Source organism: Flavobacterium sp. UBA6135 (assembly GCF_002428305.1).
In the GTDB taxonomy this organism is placed as follows: Bacteria; Bacteroidota; Bacteroidia; order Flavobacteriales; family Flavobacteriaceae; genus Flavobacterium.
This window is the reverse complement of record NZ_DIVJ01000037.1, coordinates 70,205-88,653: the sequence shown is the minus strand read 5'-3', so window position 1 is coordinate 88,653 and position 18,449 is coordinate 70,205. Positions and strand designations below refer to the sequence as shown.

General features: G+C 34.8%; 18 protein-coding genes and 1 tRNA gene. 8 read left to right on the top strand and 11 right to left on the bottom strand.

Annotated elements, in window-relative coordinates; translation table 11 throughout:
* The first annotated feature begins 2 nt into the window (after positions 1-2).
* A complete protein-coding gene (gene prmC / locus B3L86_RS09645) occupies positions 3-851 on the top strand; it encodes a peptide chain release factor N(5)-glutamine methyltransferase (protein ID WP_291118258.1) in 849 nt (282 codons plus the stop codon).
* Here prmC and B3L86_RS09640 read toward each other — a convergent pair whose 3' ends face one another.
* Positions 852-2,102, bottom strand: a complete 1,251-nt coding sequence (locus B3L86_RS09640) for an ABC transporter permease (protein ID WP_291118256.1) — start codon at positions 2,100-2,102, stop codon at positions 852-854.
* Between the two features lie 135 nt (positions 2,103-2,237).
* Between B3L86_RS09640 and hisS the strand changes: the two genes are divergently transcribed.
* Positions 2,238-3,599: a histidine--tRNA ligase gene (gene hisS / locus B3L86_RS09635; RefSeq protein ID WP_291118253.1), complete on the top strand. Its 1,362-nt coding sequence runs from the start codon at positions 2,238-2,240 to the stop codon at positions 3,597-3,599.
* A gap of 386 nt (positions 3,600-3,985) precedes the next feature.
* On the opposite strand, the gene B3L86_RS09630 is transcribed toward hisS, so the two are convergent.
* Positions 3,986-4,237 carry a GIY-YIG nuclease family protein gene (locus tag B3L86_RS09630; RefSeq protein ID WP_291118250.1) on the bottom strand — a complete coding sequence of 84 codons (252 nt, stop codon included), beginning with the start codon at positions 4,235-4,237 and terminating at the stop codon, positions 3,986-3,988.
* Between the two features lie 44 nt (positions 4,238-4,281).
* A tRNA-Met gene (locus tag B3L86_RS09625) sits at positions 4,282-4,355 on the bottom strand.
* Positions 4,356-4,639: 284 nt separating this feature from the next.
* Here B3L86_RS09625 and B3L86_RS09620 point away from each other — a divergent pair.
* Positions 4,640-5,032, top strand: coding sequence for an START-like domain-containing protein (locus B3L86_RS09620; RefSeq protein WP_291118248.1), 393 nt, complete (start codon positions 4,640-4,642; stop codon positions 5,030-5,032).
* A 51-nt stretch (positions 5,033-5,083) separates the two neighbouring features.
* The gene (locus B3L86_RS09615; protein WP_291118245.1) at positions 5,084-5,917 is read left to right on the top strand and encodes an aminotransferase class IV; all 834 of its coding nucleotides are present in this window, start codon (positions 5,084-5,086) and stop codon (positions 5,915-5,917) included.
* Here B3L86_RS09615 and B3L86_RS09610 read toward each other — a convergent pair.
* The 5 genes from B3L86_RS09610 to B3L86_RS09590 all read right to left on the bottom strand — a co-directional run bounded on the left by B3L86_RS09610 (position 5,910) and on the right by B3L86_RS09590 (position 10,413).
* Positions 5,910-6,470 carry a YqgE/AlgH family protein gene (locus B3L86_RS09610; RefSeq protein WP_291118243.1) on the bottom strand — a complete coding sequence of 187 codons (561 nt, stop codon included), beginning with the start codon at positions 6,468-6,470 and terminating at the stop codon, positions 5,910-5,912. The two genes, B3L86_RS09615 and B3L86_RS09610, sit on opposite strands and share 8 nt — an antisense overlap.
* 108 nt (positions 6,471-6,578) lie before the next feature.
* Entirely contained in the window at positions 6,579-6,851 is a 273-nt protein-coding gene (locus B3L86_RS09605; RefSeq protein WP_188362431.1) for an HU family DNA-binding protein, read from the bottom strand.
* A gap of 179 nt (positions 6,852-7,030) precedes the next feature.
* Entirely contained in the window at positions 7,031-7,978 is a 948-nt protein-coding gene (gene fmt / locus B3L86_RS09600) for a methionyl-tRNA formyltransferase (RefSeq protein ID WP_291118239.1), read from the bottom strand.
* A gap of 1 nt (position 7,979) precedes the next feature.
* Positions 7,980-9,869: a RecQ family ATP-dependent DNA helicase gene (locus B3L86_RS09595; protein ID WP_291118236.1), complete on the bottom strand. Its 1,890-nt coding sequence runs from the start codon at positions 9,867-9,869 to the stop codon at positions 7,980-7,982.
* 1 nt (position 9,870) lies between these two features.
* Positions 9,871-10,413, bottom strand: a complete 543-nt coding sequence (locus B3L86_RS09590) for an ATP-binding protein (protein WP_291118234.1) — start codon at positions 10,411-10,413, stop codon at positions 9,871-9,873.
* A gap of 260 nt (positions 10,414-10,673) precedes the next feature.
* Here B3L86_RS09590 and B3L86_RS09585 point away from each other — a divergent pair, with 260 nt between their 5' ends.
* Genes B3L86_RS09585 through murA form a run of 3 tightly spaced genes read left to right on the top strand, consistent with a single transcriptional unit; the run spans position 10,674 to position 13,025 of the window.
* Positions 10,674-10,958 (top strand): DUF493 family protein, encoded by a 285-nt coding sequence (locus B3L86_RS09585; RefSeq protein WP_291118334.1) that lies wholly within the window; start codon positions 10,674-10,676, stop codon positions 10,956-10,958.
* 9 nt (positions 10,959-10,967) lie between these two features.
* The gene (locus tag B3L86_RS09580; RefSeq protein WP_291118231.1) at positions 10,968-11,699 is read left to right on the top strand and encodes a DUF4290 domain-containing protein; all 732 of its coding nucleotides are present in this window, start codon (positions 10,968-10,970) and stop codon (positions 11,697-11,699) included.
* Positions 11,700-11,714: 15 nt separating this feature from the next.
* A complete protein-coding gene (murA, locus tag B3L86_RS09575) occupies positions 11,715-13,025 on the top strand; it encodes a UDP-N-acetylglucosamine 1-carboxyvinyltransferase (protein WP_291118228.1) in 1,311 nt (436 codons plus the stop codon).
* 62 nt (positions 13,026-13,087) lie between these two features.
* On the opposite strand, the gene B3L86_RS09570 is transcribed toward murA, so the two are convergent.
* The 3 genes from B3L86_RS09570 to aroQ all read right to left on the bottom strand — a co-directional run bounded on the left by B3L86_RS09570 (position 13,088) and on the right by aroQ (position 16,685).
* Positions 13,088-13,663: a hypothetical protein gene (locus tag B3L86_RS09570; RefSeq protein WP_291118226.1), complete on the bottom strand. Its 576-nt coding sequence runs from the start codon at positions 13,661-13,663 to the stop codon at positions 13,088-13,090.
* Positions 13,664-13,742: 79 nt separating this feature from the next.
* Positions 13,743-16,253, bottom strand: a complete 2,511-nt coding sequence (locus B3L86_RS09565; RefSeq protein WP_291118223.1) for a DUF5686 and carboxypeptidase regulatory-like domain-containing protein — start codon at positions 16,251-16,253, stop codon at positions 13,743-13,745.
* Between the two features lie 9 nt (positions 16,254-16,262).
* Positions 16,263-16,685, bottom strand: coding sequence for a type II 3-dehydroquinate dehydratase (gene aroQ / locus B3L86_RS09560; RefSeq protein WP_291118220.1), 423 nt, complete (start codon positions 16,683-16,685; stop codon positions 16,263-16,265).
* 120 nt (positions 16,686-16,805) lie between these two features.
* Here aroQ and B3L86_RS09555 point away from each other — a divergent pair, with 120 nt between their 5' ends.
* Positions 16,806-18,440 carry a M14 family metallopeptidase gene (locus B3L86_RS09555; protein ID WP_291118217.1) on the top strand — a complete coding sequence of 545 codons (1,635 nt, stop codon included), beginning with the start codon at positions 16,806-16,808 and terminating at the stop codon, positions 18,438-18,440.
* Positions 18,441-18,449 lie beyond the last annotated feature (9 nt).

Sequence of the window (18,449 nt, the reverse complement as noted above, 5' to 3'; positions counted from 1 at the left end):
ATTTGCTTTTAAAAGAATATAAAGACCATTTTATTACTGCTTTAACCCCGGACTACGGCTTGGAAGAAGCGAGTTCTTTTTTTTATTTGGTTTTGCATCATTTACATCAATTGCAACGAATAGATTTGGTTTTGCAACCCAACTTTCAGTTAACTAGCGAAGAAGTTGTGTTATGGAATGGTTTTTTAGAGCAATTGCTTTCCCATCATCCCATTCAATATTTAATGGGTACTACTTTTTTTTATGGCTTGCCATTTCGTGTCACACCTTCGGTTTTACTACCCAGACCTGAAACGGAGGAATTGGTAGCTTGGATCCTTCAAAATCATTCCGCAAAGCCACCTACAACCTTATTGGACATTGGTACAGGAAGCGGATGTATTGCCATTAGTTTGGCACATCATCTTTCCAATACGAAAGTTTATGCAATGGATGTCAGTAGCAAGGCACTTGAGATTGCCACTTCCAATGCCGTATTGAATCAAGTTGAAGTTACTTTTTTAGAGCAAGATATTTTAAAAACAGAAAATTTGGGAAATCAATTTGATGTCATAGTATCCAATCCGCCGTATGTTCGTGAATTGGAAAAACAGGAAATTAAACCCAATGTTTTGGAACACGAGCCGCATTTGGCCCTTTTTGTTTCTGATGAGAATCCGTTATTGTTTTACAGAAAAATAGCTGAACTAGCCTTAGAATCTTTGGCTCCCGGAGGAAGATTGTATTTTGAAATTAATCAATATTTAGGTGCAGCAACGGTTTCTTTATTACAAGAATTAGGCTTTAAAAACATACAACTTCAAAAAGATTTTATGGGAAATGACCGAATGATACAAGCGTCGCTTTGTTAGTTATTCATAACGCAAAGCTTCAATAGGATCCAGTTTTGCTGCTTTTATAGCAGGATATAATCCGGAAATTAAAGCCACCACAAAGCTGGTTGTTACTGCGGCAAAGATAGCTTTCCAAGGAATTATAAATGCAAATTCCAAGAAAGAAGCAAACACCGAACCAATCAAAATTCCGAGAATAATACCGAGGAAACCACCCAGCTGACCAATTACAATAGTTTCTGTAAAAAATTGAAACGCAATGGTTTTTCGTTTAGCTCCAAGCGCTTTTCTAACCCCAATCTCTCTGGTTCGTTCTGTTACCGAAACCAACATGATATTCATCAGAGCGATGGAAGAGCCAAAAATGGTAATGATGCCGATAACCCAGGCCGAGATGCTTAAATAGTCGGTTATTGAAAGAATTTTATTAATGAGCTCATCACTTCTAAGAATGCTGAAATTATTTTCTTGAATAGGGCTTAAATTTCGAACTTTACGCATGGAAATCACCGCATTATCCACCGCACTTTCCAGTAATTCTTTTTTATCTACCATAACACTAATATTATAATTGGTGTTTGGTTGTGAAAATAAAGAACGTGCGATTTGCAGTGGAATAAAAACTCTTAAATCCTGACTGTTTCCAAACGTAGAACCTTTTTCTTTGAGGATTCCAATTACTTTAAATTTTGCCCCTCGAATAGCAATGATTTTATCAATGGGGTTGATGTCTTTAAACAAACCTTTGCTGAAATCGGAGCCTACTACACAAACATAATTGTTGTTATCAATATCAAAGCCGTTAAAATTTCTTCCTGAGTCCAATTCCAATCCCGAGTTGGGCATAAAATTTTCATCCACCCCTAAAATTGCAATTTCGGGGTCGGTTTTTTGGTTTTCAAATTTTACTTCTGCATTGGATGACGCTTGAAAAGAAAGCGAGGTATTTGTAAAAGGATACTTGTATTCCTCTTTAAATTGTTTGGCTTCCGGATAGGTAATGTTCGGATTTATTTTGGTGCGTTCCTGTCTTCTTCCGCCGCCGCCAACACGTACCTCCAAATCATATAATCTCACATTGAAGGTGTTTGAACCCATGGAGGAGAAGTCACTTGAAATGGTATTTTCTAAAGCCGATACTACGGTTAAGATACTAACCAAAGCGGTAATTCCGATTGCAATAATTACAATGGTTAATATCGTTCGAAGCAATTGGGTTTTAATGGAACCCAGTGCAATTCTAATATTTTCTTTTACTAAACTTGCCATACGTTGTATTTGTCACTAAAGTATACTATTTGTTACACAGATTGTATAAAATTATTTTAAAAGTTAGATATTTGCATTGTGTAATGGCAATGTCAAAAATCAATTTCAATATCAAAATTCAATAGCAAATCAAAAATGGCTCAAAAACCGAGTATTCCAAAAGGGACAAGAGATTTTTCACCGGCTGAGGTGGCAAAACGAAATTATATCAGTTCAAAGATGAAGCATCATTTTGAGGTGTATGGATTTCAGCCTATAGAAACGCCTTCTTTTGAAAATTCTGAAACATTGATGGGAAAATATGGCGAGGAAGGTGATCGTTTGATTTTTAAGATTTTAAATTCGGGAGATTTTTTGGATAAGGTAAGTCCGGAAATGCTACAAAATTATAAACAACTTACCGCTAAAATCTCCGAAAAAGCCCTTCGTTATGACTTAACGGTTCCTTTTGCGAGGTATGTGGTGCAGCATCAAAATGAAATTGAGTTTCCGTTCAAGCGGTATCAAATTCAGCCCGTTTGGCGAGCTGATCGTCCGCAAAAAGGACGATTTAGAGAATTTTATCAGTGTGATGCCGATGTGGTAGGTTCCACTTCACTTTGGCAAGAAGTGGAATTGGTACAATTATATGATGCCGTTTTTACTGATTTAGGATTGTTGGGTGCCACTATAAAAATCAACAACAGAAAAATACTTTCCGGAATTGCAGAAGTAATTGGAGCTTCAGATAAATTGATTGATTTTACGGTTGCTTTGGATAAATTGGATAAAATTGGTGAGGACGGTGTAAAAAAAGAAATGTTAGAGAAAGGCATTTCTGAATCCGCTATAGCAAAAGTGCAACCTTTGTTTCAATTTACAGGAACAGTTGCAGAAAAAATAAAAAAGCTAAGTCAATTGTTAGCTTCGTCTGAGGAAGGCCAAAAAGGAGTAGCAGAATTACAGTTTATATGTGAAACCGTTGAAAAATTAGGATTGCAATCTGCAGTTATCGATTTGGATGTCACTTTAGCAAGAGGTTTAAATTATTATACCGGAGCAATTTTTGAAGTTGTTGCTCCAAAAGTTGCCATGGGTTCTATTGGAGGAGGAGGACGATATGATGATTTGACCGGTATTTTTGGTTTAAAAAATATGAGTGGCGTTGGTATTTCTTTCGGATTAGATCGCATTTATTTAGTATTAGAAGAATTGGGTCTGTTTCCTGAAACCGTTACCGCTACAACCAAAGCACTATTTATCAATTATGGACAACAAGAAGCTTTGTATGCCTCGGCAGCACTTTTAAAGTTACGACAAGCAGGAATAAAAGTAGAACTGTATCCGGATGCTTCAAAATTGGCCAAGCAATTTCAACATGCCGATAAGCGAGGGATTCCTTTTGCTGTTTTGGTGGGTGAGCAAGAAATTCAAAGCGAAAAGTATAGTTTAAAAAATCTGACTACAGGAGAGCAACAACTTTTAGATTTTGAGGCTTTAGTAAAAGCACTTTCCTAAAGAATAGTTTATATTATAGAAAAATCCCGCTTTTGGCGGGATTTTTCGTTGTCAAAAATCAATTATCTAAACCCTATATACAAATGACTTTTACGTTATATATTGTGGAAACTTATTTACTATTCAAATAATTTAATTGTGTTCACAAAACTACTTTTATTTTCTTGTGTTACGTTAAAATTAACGATTATATCGATGAATGGTAGTTTATTTGTTAAAAATATAAGAAAAAGATTATTTATTTGATTTTAAAAAGTCCTTACTATTCCTTACTTGTATAATTATAAAAAATGTAAAGACGCTTTTGGGGGCTTTAGGAGGCAAATGAACTTGGATCCGCCTGTTTGGATAGGAATCCAATGCACTTTTCTTCGGAAAATATTTGATTAGCTATTAGGGAAAAGGATATGATTTTTGTAATTAAAAGTTGAAGTTTTAAACCATTTTTCACGAGTCATTGCTTCGGTTTTTGAGTTATACACTTCTAAATAGATTACTTTCCAAGGACGAAATTTAATAGTGTATCCTTTTGTAGCCAGTTCATTATGACTTTTAAATCTTTGAATTAATGATGAGGTGAGTCCCACGTAGGTTTTGTTGTGTTTTTCTGAGAATAAAATATAAACTATGTATCCCATATAGTAAATATAAAAAAAAGTCCCTGAAATTTCAGGGACTTTAGTAGCGAGGACGGGATTTGAACCCGTGGCCTTTGGGTTATGAATCCAACGCTCTAACCAACTGAGCTACCTCGCCATATATTAATTTAATGCTCTAACCTATCGAAAATGTCGGGAGAGCTACCTCGCCTTATTTTATTTAATTTATTTGAACTCGGGTCTGCCTGGGCGGATAGGAATCCAACGCTCTAACCAACTGAGCTACCTTGCAAAAATAAGCTCAAGCAGTGCTTGTTCAATGCGGGTGCAAATATATAATTAATATTAAAGGCTGCAAATATAATTTTATAAAAAATTTTATTTGCAAAAACCTTTTGTTTTTTGGCACAATATTCAATATATTTCCAAAAAATTTAATACATGAGTTCAAAAGTACGTTACGAGATAGAATTCCCTATTAATTCATCGCCACAATTATTATATCAATATATATCTACACCATCGGGGTTATCTGAATGGTTTGCTGACAATGTTAATTCAAGGGGAGAGTTTTTTACCTTTATATGGAATGATTCTAAGGAGAAAGCCCGTTTGGCTTCCAAGAAATCGGGAGAGCGAATTAAGTTTAAGTGGTTGGATGAGAATGACAAAGACACTGAATATTATTTTGAACTTCGCATTATGGAAGATGAGATTACGAAAGATGTATCCTTAGTAGTTACTGATTTTTCTGTAGAAGATGAATTGGAAGAATCCAAGTTATTGTGGGAAAATCAAATTTCAGATTTAAAACATGTTATAGGATCTGTTTAATAAAACTATAGAAAGCCTTATATTTGCCCTGAATTTTTCAGGGCTTTTTTTATGATTAACCACAATGGCGTTTTAGTTACATCTGATTTTATTTTAGCAAACAACCGGTCTTTTTTATATGGCGATGGTGTATTTGAGACCTTAAAAATTGTTGATTCCAAAATTTTATTTTTAGAATCGCATTATTTTAGGTTGATGTCTTCCATGCGAATACTACGAATGAAGATTCCTATGCACTTTACGATGGAATTTTTGGAACAAGAAATATTAAATCTAGCCAAAGAGAACAGGTTAACAAGTTGTAGAATTCGTTTTACGGTATACCGCAATGATGGGGGTTATTATGCACCTGACGTTTCCACAATATCGTATGTTATTCAAGCGAATCCGATTGGAGCGACCTTATATCAATCGTCAAATAGGTCATTTGAAGTTGAACTTTTTAAAGATTTTCATGTTTCCAATCATTTGTTGTCTACTTTAAAAACAACTTCTAAAACCATTCAGGTTTTGGCGTCGGTATTTGCTCAAGAAAATGGTTTTGATTCTTGTTTGCTAATCAATGAATCCAAAAATGTAACAGAAGGTATTAGTGGTAATTTGTTTATGCGGTTTGGTTCGACCATTACAACTCCACCATTGAGTGAAGGTTGTTTAAACGGAGTTATGCGAAAACAAGTTATGCAATTAATTGAGAAGAATGAGGAATTAAAGTTGGTTGAAGCTCCTATTTCCCCTTTTGATTTGCAAAAGGCGGATGAGTTGTTTTTGACGAATGTGATACACGGCGTCCAATCCATCACAAAATATAGAAAGAAGACCTATGAAAGTACTGTTGGTTCCCTTTTGGTAGGCCAATTGAATGCTTTGATTCAAGTTAGTTAAGCATTGGGTTTTCTGGGGCATTAGACCAGATTACATAATCACCTCCTAATTCAAAAATTTGATCTTTCCAAAAATCAACGGTTGGTTTTCTGAAAATAGCGTTTTTATAATTGTTATCTCTAACAATCCATGAATTGGCTTGCATTTCTGTTTCAAGTTGCAGGGCATCCCAACCGGAATAGCCTAGAAAAAAACGAATGTTGTCTTTTTTGATAACCCCTTTATTTAATAATTCTCTTGTAGTTTCGAAATTGCCTCCCCAAAAGATACCATTTGAAATTTCGATACTATCAGATATTAAATCCGGGATATTGTGTATGAAGTATAAATTGTCTTGTTCTACAGGGCCGCCATTAAAAACGCTGAATTCCACTTCAATTTCAGGAACCAAATCATTGATAGTATATTCTAAAGGTTTGTTTAGTATAAAACCAACAGAGCCTTCATTATTATGGTCGGCCAATAAGACTACGGAACGATTGAATGAAACATCACCGTATATGGAGGGTTCTGCGATGAGCAGTTGACCTTTTTTAAGTTTTTCTGTAATCATACTAAGGCAATAAGTAGTAAAATTAATAAAAAAAAAGTTTGAAATCAAAATTTATAACAAAAAAGCCACGCTTTTGGCGTGGCTTTTAAAGTATATGAATTAAAGAAACTAGTTTACAGATCCTTCTAATTCTGCACCTGCTTTAAATTTTACTACGTTTTTAGCAGCGATTTTGATTGTTTTACCAGTTTGTGGGTTTCTTCCGTCTCTAGCAGCTCTTTTAGAAACTGACCAAGATCCAAAACCTACTAATGATACTCTACCACCTTTTTTCAAAGTTTTTCCAACGTTACCTAAAAAAGATTCTAAAGCTAATTTAGCAGCAGCTTTTGTAATTCCTGCATCTGCAGCAATAGCATCAATTAATTCTGATTTGTTCATAATAAAAGTTATTTAATTTGGTTAAACATTATGTTAATAGTAACAAATTTAATAGGAATTCCTTACCGCACAAGGATTTTCGTCATTTTTCGTCAGTAATGTTGATAACTTTGGTTTTTTGTTGATAAAGAGGTGTTCTTTATCGGTTTTTGTGTCAAAAAATCAGTGTTTCAAGCCTCTCACACGGCAATAGCATTTGAGGAAAACAGCAATCCGTTCAACAATTCAGCCGCAGCCATGTTTTTCTTACCCGGAAATTGAATTTCTATAATTTTAACAAACCCTTCTTTTACGGCAATTTTCAATTCTTTTTTTGAAGTTATAATTTGTCCAATTTTAAAATCGTGTATCTCCCTTTCAAAAGAGGCTTTATTAATTTTCACGTTCCATTCTTGGTTGTTATCTTTAAAGAGACACCATGCAGTGGGGTAGGGGCTCAACCCTCTAATTAAATTGACAATTTGCTCGCCTGATTGCTTCCAATCAATTTTACAATTATCGCGATTCAATTTATAAGCCGTTTTTTGATTTGGATTTTCGGTTTGTATAGTAGTTTGCACCTTACCCTTTTCAATTAAGTGAAGTGTGTCAATCATTGTTTCACTTCCCAAAGCCATTAAGCGATCGTGAAGTTGTCCCGCATTTTCATTTTCCAGTATTGTAGTTTTGGCATTAAGTATCATTGCCCCAGTGTCAATTTTTTCATCAATAAAAAAAGTAGTAACACCGGTTTCAGTTTCGCCATTAATAATAGCCCAGTTGATAGGAGCAGCTCCTCTATAGTTGGGTAGAAGTGATGCATGAAGATTTATTGTACCATATTTTGGCATTTTCCAAACTACTTCCGGTAGCATTCTAAAAGCCACTACAATTTGGCAATTGCCATTTAAAGCTTTTAAAGCGGATAAAAAGGCCTCATCTTTCAGGTTAGTTGGTTGTAAGATGGGCAGTCCTTTTTTCAAAGCAAAATCTTTTACGGCAGCGAATTTTATTTTTTGACCTCTTCCGGCAGGTCGGTCAGGAGCAGTGATTACTCCCACTACGTCAAAATTATTTTTTATTATAGTATCTAAAATTCCTACTGCAAATTCAGGAGTTCCCATGAAAACAATTTTTAGTTTTTCCATTTTATTGAATTGAGAATTTATTGTTAGTATTGATTTTAATTTTATTTGAATCTAAAAGTTCCCGGAGGATTTTTAGAAGTTCTTGCTCATTTAAATGTGTTTTTAAGAGTAATTCTCTTGATGTTAGAGGATGTGTTCCAAGTTCTTCCAGAATTAGCGATACAGATGAATCGAGACCAATCGTTGTTTTTTTTGACAAACAAGTAGTGCATTTACCACAATTTTTTGAATAAGATTCCCCAAAATATTGCAATATCAACTTTTGTTTGCAAGTAGATTTGTCTGAGATGTAATTTAAAACAGCTTCCAATTGGTGTTGTTTTACTTTATTTTGAGCAGTCAAATGTTTACTAACGCGATTTATTGTACGATCATCTTCTCTAACTTCGTTAAAAATGATGGTAGCATCGTTTGATTTGGCTTTGTATGTAATAATTTCTTTGTTATTTAGAACAGTCAAAACTTCTTCAATTTTATTTTCGTCACATGCGGCTTTTTTTGCGACTAAAGCTAAATTTATAGCAGTAGGCCTATCATAAATTCCGGGATAGGTTCTTAAAATTGCCATTATTATAGGCTCATAGGCTGAATTTAAACTTATGAACCGAATGACTTCTTTACTTTCAATTAAAAATTGAATGCTCACTTTTTCTGAGTATTCTTGTTTGAAAGTCAAAATGCTTTGCCTATCCAAAAATTGAATGCTGTTGTAAGTTTTGTTTATTGGCAACTCATATTTTACACAAAACTGATTTAAATTTAAATTGAACTGTTCGTAAAGTCCCTCTCCGTAAGCAATTTGAAAATAGGAACACAATTTTACGTATACTTTTTTTACAAAATCGATGTCGGGTAAATTGTTTAAAAATTGTTTTCTAGCAGTCAGAACATCGGAAGGATGATACAATAAAGCTGCTACCGATTGCTTACCATCTCGACCAACGCGTCCGGCTTCCTGATAATAGTTTTCTAAATTTTCAGGAATTTGAATGTGGATGACTGTTTTTACATTCGGTTTGTCAATCCCCATTCCAAAAGCGTTTGTTGCTACCATAATAGGTGATTCTTCCTTCATCCATTTTAATCGGTTTTTTTCTTTCACTGATTTTTGTAGGCCACCATGATAGAAAGTAGCTTTGAACCCCAACTGATTTAATTGGTCTGAAATTTCATGGCACATTTTTCTGTTTCTGACATAAACTATTGCCGGTTCCAATTTGTTTTTCAACAATTGTTCGATTTGAAAAAATTTATCTTCTGTTTCAATCACAGCATAGTTGATATTTTCTCTTGCAAAAGAAATTTGAAAAAAATTGGGGTTGTTTAGTTCCAAAATTTCAATACTATCTTTTTTAACACGTTCCGTTGCGGTGGCAGTTAAAGCAATAAACGGCACTTTTGGAAAAAATGCTTTGAGTAAATTGCATTTCAAATAGGCCGGTCTGAAATCGTGTCCCCATTGCGAAATGCAGTGAGCTTCGTCAATAGCAATGAGTGTGAGAGGCAAGTTTTTTATTTTTTCCAACACCCAATCTTGCTGAAGTCGTTCGGGAGATAAGTATAAAAATTTGTAATTGCCATAAACACAATTATCCAATAATGTAATGATGTCATCGGTTGAAAGTTCGCCTGTGAGAGCCATTGCTTTGATGTTGCGTTTCATTAGATTCTCTACCTGATCGTGCATCAAAGCGATGAGCGGGGAAATGACTAAACACAAACCGTCGGTTACCAGTGTTGGCACTTGAAAACAAATAGATTTGCCTGCTCCTGTTGGTAATAAAGCAAATGTATCATGTCCCGCTAAAACAGAGGCGATAATTTCATCTTGTGGTTTTCTAAACGAATCAAAACCCCAATATTTTTTTAGTACTTCAAGACTTTTCGACATCTTATTCCTTAGAAATTTCATCTAAGATAAAGAGAATTCTCTTATTTATCGAATCTTTTGGGACTTCAATGAGATTATAGCCAAATTCTTCGTAGGTTTCTTTCAAGTGGTTGAAGATTAAATTGGCTTGTTCAAAGTTTTCATAGCGGTATTCGTCCGAAGTATAAATTTCTTCCCAAGGGGGTAATAAAAACACTTTTGAATAGCGTAATTCTTTGCAACTGTCGTTAAATGAACTTGGATAGCTATCGCCAATATAATGCATGTAGGCCAAAACATCCGGCAAGCCTCTATCTAAAAAAATGACAGGAGCTTTTTCTGACACTGCTGTTTCAAATTGTTTTTTTCTACCTTCAAGAAGCAGTTCGCTAAATAAAAGGGAGTTATTTAAAAAAAGTTGGTCGATTCCTTTTTTTCTGGCATCTTCGGTAATATCTCTTGAAATTTCAGGGTAGCAAATATGTCCCTCTTTAATCAATTGGTTAATTAAAGTTGTTTTACCTGTTCCCGGCCCACCGGTTATAACAATTATTTTTGGTTGCATTTCAAAAGAAAAAGAAGTGAACAAAAATAGAGAAACAATTTGTTTAATAGCAACTATTTTTTCAACATTAGTTATTCAAAACCTTTTTAGATAGTAGCTACAAATATTACAAGATAGTAATTGGTAGGTTGTTCATTTGCCCCTTTTCAGAGAAACATTACAAAAAAAACCATGAAAAAATCATAAAAAATCACAATTCAAAAAAGTGACCCTTTGTTTATTAAATCATTACTGTATATTTGCGTATAATTGTTACTATGATGGATGAAAAGACAGCAGCGTTTTATGAGCGTTTAAAACAAGAATTACAAACAACTTCCGATTGGCCTGGCCTTTATTTATTCAAATTTATTGTTCCAACTGATAAAAGTAAGATAGTAGAAGTTGAAGCAGCATTTGATAATTTGGGAGCTGTAATTCGAACAACACAATCAAAAAACGGAAAGTTTACCAGTATTTCCATAAATGTTGAAATGCAAAGTCCTGATCATGTGATTGAGAAATACCAAACTGTTTCTACCATTGAAGGCATAATTTCCTTATAATTACGACCTATGAATACCAATAAGCAAGCAAACGATATTGTTCATGTATTGGAATACAATGCAGAGCGAACGCATTTAATGATTCCTGAATATGGAAGGCATTTGCAAAAATTAATAGATCAAGCATCACAAATTGAGGATAGAGAACAACGCAACAAAGCGGCTCGTTATATCATCAAAGTAATGGGAGGCTTGAATCCGCATTTGCGAGATGTACCTGATTTTCAGCACAAGTTATGGGATCAACTTTTTATCATGTCTGATTTCAAATTGGAAGTTGACAGTCCGTATCCGATTCCAACCAGAGAAGTGATTAATCTGAAACCGGAGCGATTGGATTATCCTCAAAAAAATCCGAAATACCGTTTTTATGGTAACAACATCAAGTACATGATTGATGTAGCCAACAGTTGGGAAGATGGTGATTTAAAAAGTGCTTTAATAAAAGTGATTGCCAATCACATGAAGAAGTCGTATTTGAGTTGGAATAAAGACACCGTTGAAGACAAGGCAATTTTTGATCATCTGGTAGAACTTTCAGGTGGGAAGATTAACCTTCATGACACTTCAGAAGAATTGTTACATACTACAGATTTGATGCGAACCAATAAGAAAGTCTCAAATAAAAATATGCCTTCCAATCCAAAAATTCAAAGCAATACTTCTTTTAAAAAGAAAATCATAAAGGCAAAGCCTTTCAAGAAAAATAACAATCCGGGAACCAACAACAAAACATCATAAATCGGGAGTAAATCTATGGGAACTTTCAAAATTGAAGGCGGTCACAAGTTAAAAGGTGAAATCACGCCACAAGGAGCAAAAAATGAAGCATTACAAATTTTGTGTGCGGTTTTATTAACCCCTGAAAAAGTCACTATAACCAATATACCAGATATTATTGATGTAAACAAACTCATTACTTTATTAGGTAATTTGGGTGTTAAAATGCAAAAAAACGGTCCGGGTTCCATCACCTTTCAAGCTGATGAAGTGAATGTAGGTTATTTAGAAACCGAAGCTTTCAAAAAGGAAGGCGGTTCATTGCGTGGTTCCATCATGATTGTGGGGCCTTTATTGGCTCGATTTGGAAAAGGATACATTCCGAAACCGGGTGGAGATAAAATTGGAAGAAGAAGGTTGGACACCCATTTTGAAGGATTCATCAATTTAGGTGCTAAGTTTCGTTACAACCGAGAAGACCATTTTTATGGAGTTGAAAACAGTGGTCGTTTGAAAGGAGCTTATATGTTGCTTGATGAAGCTTCTGTAACCGGAACAGCAAATATTGTGATGGCAGCAGTTTTAGCAGAAGGCAAAACCACTATTTACAATGCCGCATGTGAGCCTTATTTACAGCAATTGTGTTCCATGTTAAATTCTATGGGAGCAAAAATTAGCGGAGTGGGTTCTAATTTATTGGTTATTGAAGGAGTTGCATCTTTGGGGGGTTGTACTCATCGTATTTTGCCTGATATGATTGAAATTGGAAGTTGGATTGGCCTAGCAGCAATGACTCGAAGTGAGATCACTATTAAGAATGTAAGCTGGGATAATTTAGGAGTTATTCCTAATGTTTTCAGGAAATTAGGAATTACGTTAGAACGTCGTGGCGATGATATTTATATACCGGAACACAAAAACGGATATGAAGTAAAAACCGATATTGATGGTTCCATACTTACCATTGCTGATGCACCTTGGCCCGGATTCACTCCTGATTTATTGAGTATTGTATTGGTGGTTGCCACACAAGCCAAAGGCGATGTGTTGATTCATCAAAAAATGTTTGAAAGTCGTTTGTTTTTTGTGGATAAATTGATTGATATGGGAGCCAAAATAATTTTATGTGATCCGCATCGTGCTACGGTTATTGGACATAATTTTCAATCGCAATTGAAAGCCACGGTGATGTCATCTCCGGACATCAGAGCCGGAATCTCTTTATTGATTGCGGCATTATCTGCAAAGGGAACCAGTACCATTCAAAATATCGAACAAATAGACAGAGGATACGAAAGAATAGATGAACGTTTACGAGCAATTGGAGCTCATATTGTTCGTGTTTAATTACAACAAAACCCCGACTCATTTCTGAATCGGGGTTTTTTTATTGTGATTTGTATTCTATTTTAAAATCGATATCCTAAAGTAACATTTGCTTTAAAATCGATTTCGGAATAGTTGTCTCTAAAATCTTTGTCGTTAGAAAAATTTCTACCCAATTGGGCTCCAACACCTAAGCTGATTTTATCGTTAAAAAGCCATTTGTGACCCATACCAAAACCCGCTTCAAGCCCTGATAAATCATACTCTCTTGTAACTAAAACATAGTTACCTGTACTGCCATCATAGAAATAGTAATCTTCTATTTCTTGTGTTCCTGTTCTGTACTTTACAAAGGGATAAAAAACAAAGCCATGGTGCTCTTTATTTTTTGAGAAATAGATGTTATAAGAAGCCTGAAAACCCATTAAATTGTTTTTTTCCATATACCCTGCATCAAGATAGGAATAGGTGTCAAACAAGGTTACATCAAATTGCACTGCTTGATTGCCTTTTAAAAAATGTTCGTAACCTAAATTGAATGATTTTCCAACCACTAAATCAAAAAGATTGGATTTGATTTCTCCGGTGAATTTTTTTTCTTCATTTTCTTGAGCCAAAGTGATGAAAGGTAACAACACTAAAAGATACATTTTTTTCATTGGTTATTATTTTTAAAATTTCGTGAATTGTATCAAAAACAGTTCCACTATTTTCTTTTTTTGTTATTTTATCACGGGTTTATTCCAATACACTCAGAAGTTGCAATCCGAACAAGATACCGTCGGTGCCAAATGAACTTCCATTATAGGATCGAACATAATCTAAACGGAGCATTCTGAATTTTCCAAAACCTAATTTATCCAACCCAATACTAAACTCGCGATAGGGTTTATTTTCAGGAGTAGCCAATTGGTGGTACCCAAGAATTAAGGTAGATTTTAGTTTGTTGAGCAACGGAATTTTGTTCATGATAAAACCATCAAAATTGTGTTCTATGTGAGTTTCTATATAGCTATCATTGGTGCTGTTCGTATAATAAGGCAATAGATTGAATACATTTAGATACCGATTATCTGAACTGATAATGATTTGATTGCCATTAAAATGTTTGTAATCCACAAATGAGATTTCATCGGCATTAAAAAACTTTCCTCCCTTTAGGTTAATAGCAAAAGTTCCTTTGTTTGAAAAGGATTGTTCGTAGAACACTCTAGAGGCAATAAAATCATAATTGTATTTTGATTCATTTCCTGCAAATCCTTTTTCATAGCCAAAAAACAGCGTAGGGTATTTGTCATTAGAAATATTGTATTTTCCATCCGGTCTGGAAAGGTATTTTTGCCCAAAATTTATTCTAGTATTTAGATTCGCTTTTATCAAATTGTGTTTTTCAATTCCCGGATTAACAAAATCTTCGGGATCCAACGGATTGTTAGAGGTAAAGGTTTTGTCATTTTTTAGAATCACAAAATCGGTAGAGTTGAATAGCGGTTTGCGTTCAGAGTATTCAATTGCAGCACTAGCATAAAAACCGTTTATGATTTCTTGGCTATAGCTTGCAGCAGTAAAGTTTTTTTCAAACAATTTCATGTAATTTTCTTTAAGAAAAAGACTTACCAAAGAATTTCCCAGTTTTGTAATGGGGTTATTTTGATTAAATTGGACTGCTTCTTTACCGGCAGTAATGTTTATAAAGCTGTTTGTTTTGGCGTTTAGTCTGCTTCTGAAAAAGACAGTGGGTCTTAGTTTATTTTCAGCAAACCCATAATTGAATCGAGTTCCAAAAGTGGTAAACTTTCGATCGTCTTCGTTTCTTTTTGTATAGGAAATCCCAGATGACAAGTGCCAACCTTGAACGGTATTGTAATGAGGAATTTTTATGAGTCCTTCATAATTTATCCGCCAATTTTTTTCTGAGTTTTGAAAAGAATACCCTGAGAGCAGTTTTTGAATTTTGAATTTATTGTTTTTTCCATCGATCGAATCTAAGTACGGTTTGGATTTGCGAAGCATTTGTATACTATCCTTTTTAGTATAATCTGACACTTCTTCCTCTGTTAACGGCACCGGTCTTTTTTCGTCCCAATATGCAGTTTCCTTTTTATTGGCTTGGTCTTCAAAACTTAAAATTTCTCTCGAAAATGTTTTCTTTTCAAAACTTTCTTTAAAATCATAATTACTGAAAACGTGTGTAAATTTTCCATTGAAAATAATTCCGAAGGCACCTGCATCGAAGGCTAAAGTTTGAATGTTTTTTGCCCAAATTTTATTGGATTGATTGAAGCTGAAGTTTTGTTTAAGCGTCATCACATCCACAAATTCCTGTTTCATTCGATAGCCTTTGATTTTTAAATCAATACCATAAATTGCCCAAGAATCTTCCACAATAAAAATGGTGCCTTCAAAAACAGGTTCAACATCCCGACGCGGAGTTACTCTTATTTTATTAATCAGATGATTGTATTCATCATAAAAGGTTCCTTCCAAGGTATATTTATAATATCCGAAGGCATTATCCGCGATTGGCGATATGAGTTTTGCTCCCAGTTCAACTGTATTTTCATAAAAATCAAAACGTGTTCCTTGAGCCGTATTATAACTAAATCCGTTATTGTTTCCGCTGATTTTTGAAGCAATGATTTTTTCCTTTAGGTTGTCCGGCTTTTCAAATGTAATTTTTGAAACCGTTTCAGAGAGGTAAATGATACCGGTTCCGGTAGAATCTAATGCACCGTCAAAATCGCCAATTTCCTGACCTAATATTTTTTTAGGAGCATTTTTCAATTTGAATATCCCTTTCGAATAAAAATCGGCTGTAAATCTTCCGGTTTTATCTGAATTTGATTTTCTTGCGGCTATTGCACTTCTAATAATAGGATTTGCCGGGTTTTCTTTTGAACTTATGACTACTTCACTCAAGTTGTAGTTTTCTTCAATAAGCACTACATCAAATTCTAAGGGTATTTTGCTGACTTCTAAAATGTGTTTTTGCGTTTTGAATCCAAGGTATTGAAAAATTAGAGGGACTTTTTCTAAGCTTTGAGTATTCAATTCATAGTGACCTTTTTCGTTTGAAGTAGTTCCGATATATGTGTTTTCAATATAAATATTTACAAAAGCAAGTGGTTGTCCGTTAACATCTTTAACGGTGCCTTTTATTTGTGCAAAAGATTCAAAACTTGTTGTAAAAATTAAAAAGAATAGAAAAATAGATTTCAGAAAATTAGAATTTGAAGTGTATAGTATCATTACGATAAGTTAGTTTTTATTAATCAAGCTTTGAATGGCGAGTGAATAACTTTGTAGCCCAAAACCAACAATAATTCCTTTGGCATTTGGAGCAATATAGGATTGGTGTCTGAAAGATTCTCTGGCAAAAGTGTTGGAAATATGCACTTCAATTACCGGAATTTCGATGGCTTTGACGGCATCACCAATACCAACAGAAGTATGCGTATAAGCTGCAGCATTCAGAATTATTGCATCAAAAGTGGCAGCTGCTTCCTGTATTTTAGTAATCAGTTCCCCTTCTATATTACTCTGAAAATAGTCAAGTGTCACGTCACTGAATTTTTCTTGAAGCGTTTTAAAAAATGATTCAAAAGTAGCCGTGCCATAAACATCAGGTTCTCTTTTTCCGAGAAGGTTTAGATTGGGGCCGTTAATAATTATAATCCGCATTTTGTTTGATTTTAAGTAAAAGTATCAAAAAACCTGAAAGATAAATTACAATATTAATTTAATATTAACATTTATTATTGGCTGAAAACTTAATTTTAGCCTTTAACTAAACAAAAATCAATGAAATTAAAACTAACCTTACTTGTTTTGTTGTCTGTGTTTTTTTTGCATGCACAAAATGATTATCTCACGTATGATAATCTCACTAAAAAATTAAAAGAGCTTGCGTCGAAAAACAGTTCTGTAAACTTAAAATCAATCGGAAAGAGTAGTGGCAATAAAGACATTTGGTTGGTCACTCTTTCTGAGTCTAAAACGCCAAAACCAGCTCTGCTTATTACAGCCGGAATTGACGGCAAGCACCAAGCCGGAACGCAAATAGCAGTGAAGTTGATTGAACAACTGCTTCAAAACAAGCCACTTTATTCAGACAAAACCATTTATATCATACCTTCAGTAAGTCCGGATGCTATGGCTTCTTTTTTTGCAAAAGTAAAAGTAGCACGCAGTGGAAATGCAACTCCAACGGATGATGATCGCGACGGAAAAATAGGTGAAGACCCATTTGAAGATTTAAATAGTGACGGTTGGATTACGCAAATGCGAATTGAAAGCATTGACGGAACTCATATTGTTAGTAGTGAAGATTCCCGATTGTTAGTAAAAGCAAATCCTTCAAAAAATCAAGTAGGAAAGTATAAATTGCTTACTGAAGGGATTGATAATGATAAAGACGGAAAATTTAACGAAGACAGTTCTGCGGGTGTCAACATAGACAAAAACTTCACTTTTGATTATCCGGCATTTGAAGCCGGTGCCGGTGTTTATGTGGCTTCAGAACCCGAAGTACGAGCGTTGCTTGATTTTTTATATACCACTCCTTCCATTTATGGAGTGGTTACTTTTGGTTTGTCTAATAACTTATCAGAAGCACCAAAGTTTGATTCCAAATTGGCTTCAGCCCGAATTGTAAAAGGTTGGTTGGAAAACGATGTCAAAGCCGCAGAGCAAGTCTCCAAACTCTACACCGACAAAGCAGGAATCAAAGACGGGCCAAAAACGCCTATGACCAAAGGGAATTTTGCTCAAACGGCCTATTATCATGCCGGAAAGTTCAGTTTTTCGACTCCGGGGTGGTGGATTCCGAAGGAAGTGGTGAAGAAAGATTCCACCGAAACAAAAGCAGAGCTTCCTAAAAAAGGCGAAAAGGAAGAAGTAAACCCAGAATTGCAATTTTTAAAATGGGCTGATAAAGAACAAGTCAAGCCAGTATTTGCGGAATGGACCACGGTCAAGCATCCTGATTTCCCCAATCAAAAAGTGGAAGTAGGCGGCATAGTGCCTTATGCTATGCTGAATCCTCCGGTATCTTATTTGGAACCGGTAGTTGCTAAACATGTTGTTTTCATAGCATCGCTTATAGAAGCTATGCCAAAAATTGAAACAACACCTCCTTTAGTTGAAAAAGTTCAAAATGATTTGTTCCGTGTAACGGTAACTGTGGCTAACAAAGGGTTATTGCCTACCTATGCTTCCATTGGGGATAAAGTTCGATTTACTTCTCGCATGAAAACCGAATTGAAGTTAAACAAAGGGCAAACCATGATTTCAGGTAGAAAAATAGCTTTGCGAGATGCCTTGCAGGCGGATGAATCTGAAACTTATACCTGGTTGGTTTCCGGGTCGGGTAAAATTACCATTTTAACCGGATGTGCTACAGCAGGAATAAAAGAGCTAATTGTTGAATTGAAGTAAAAGAAAGTC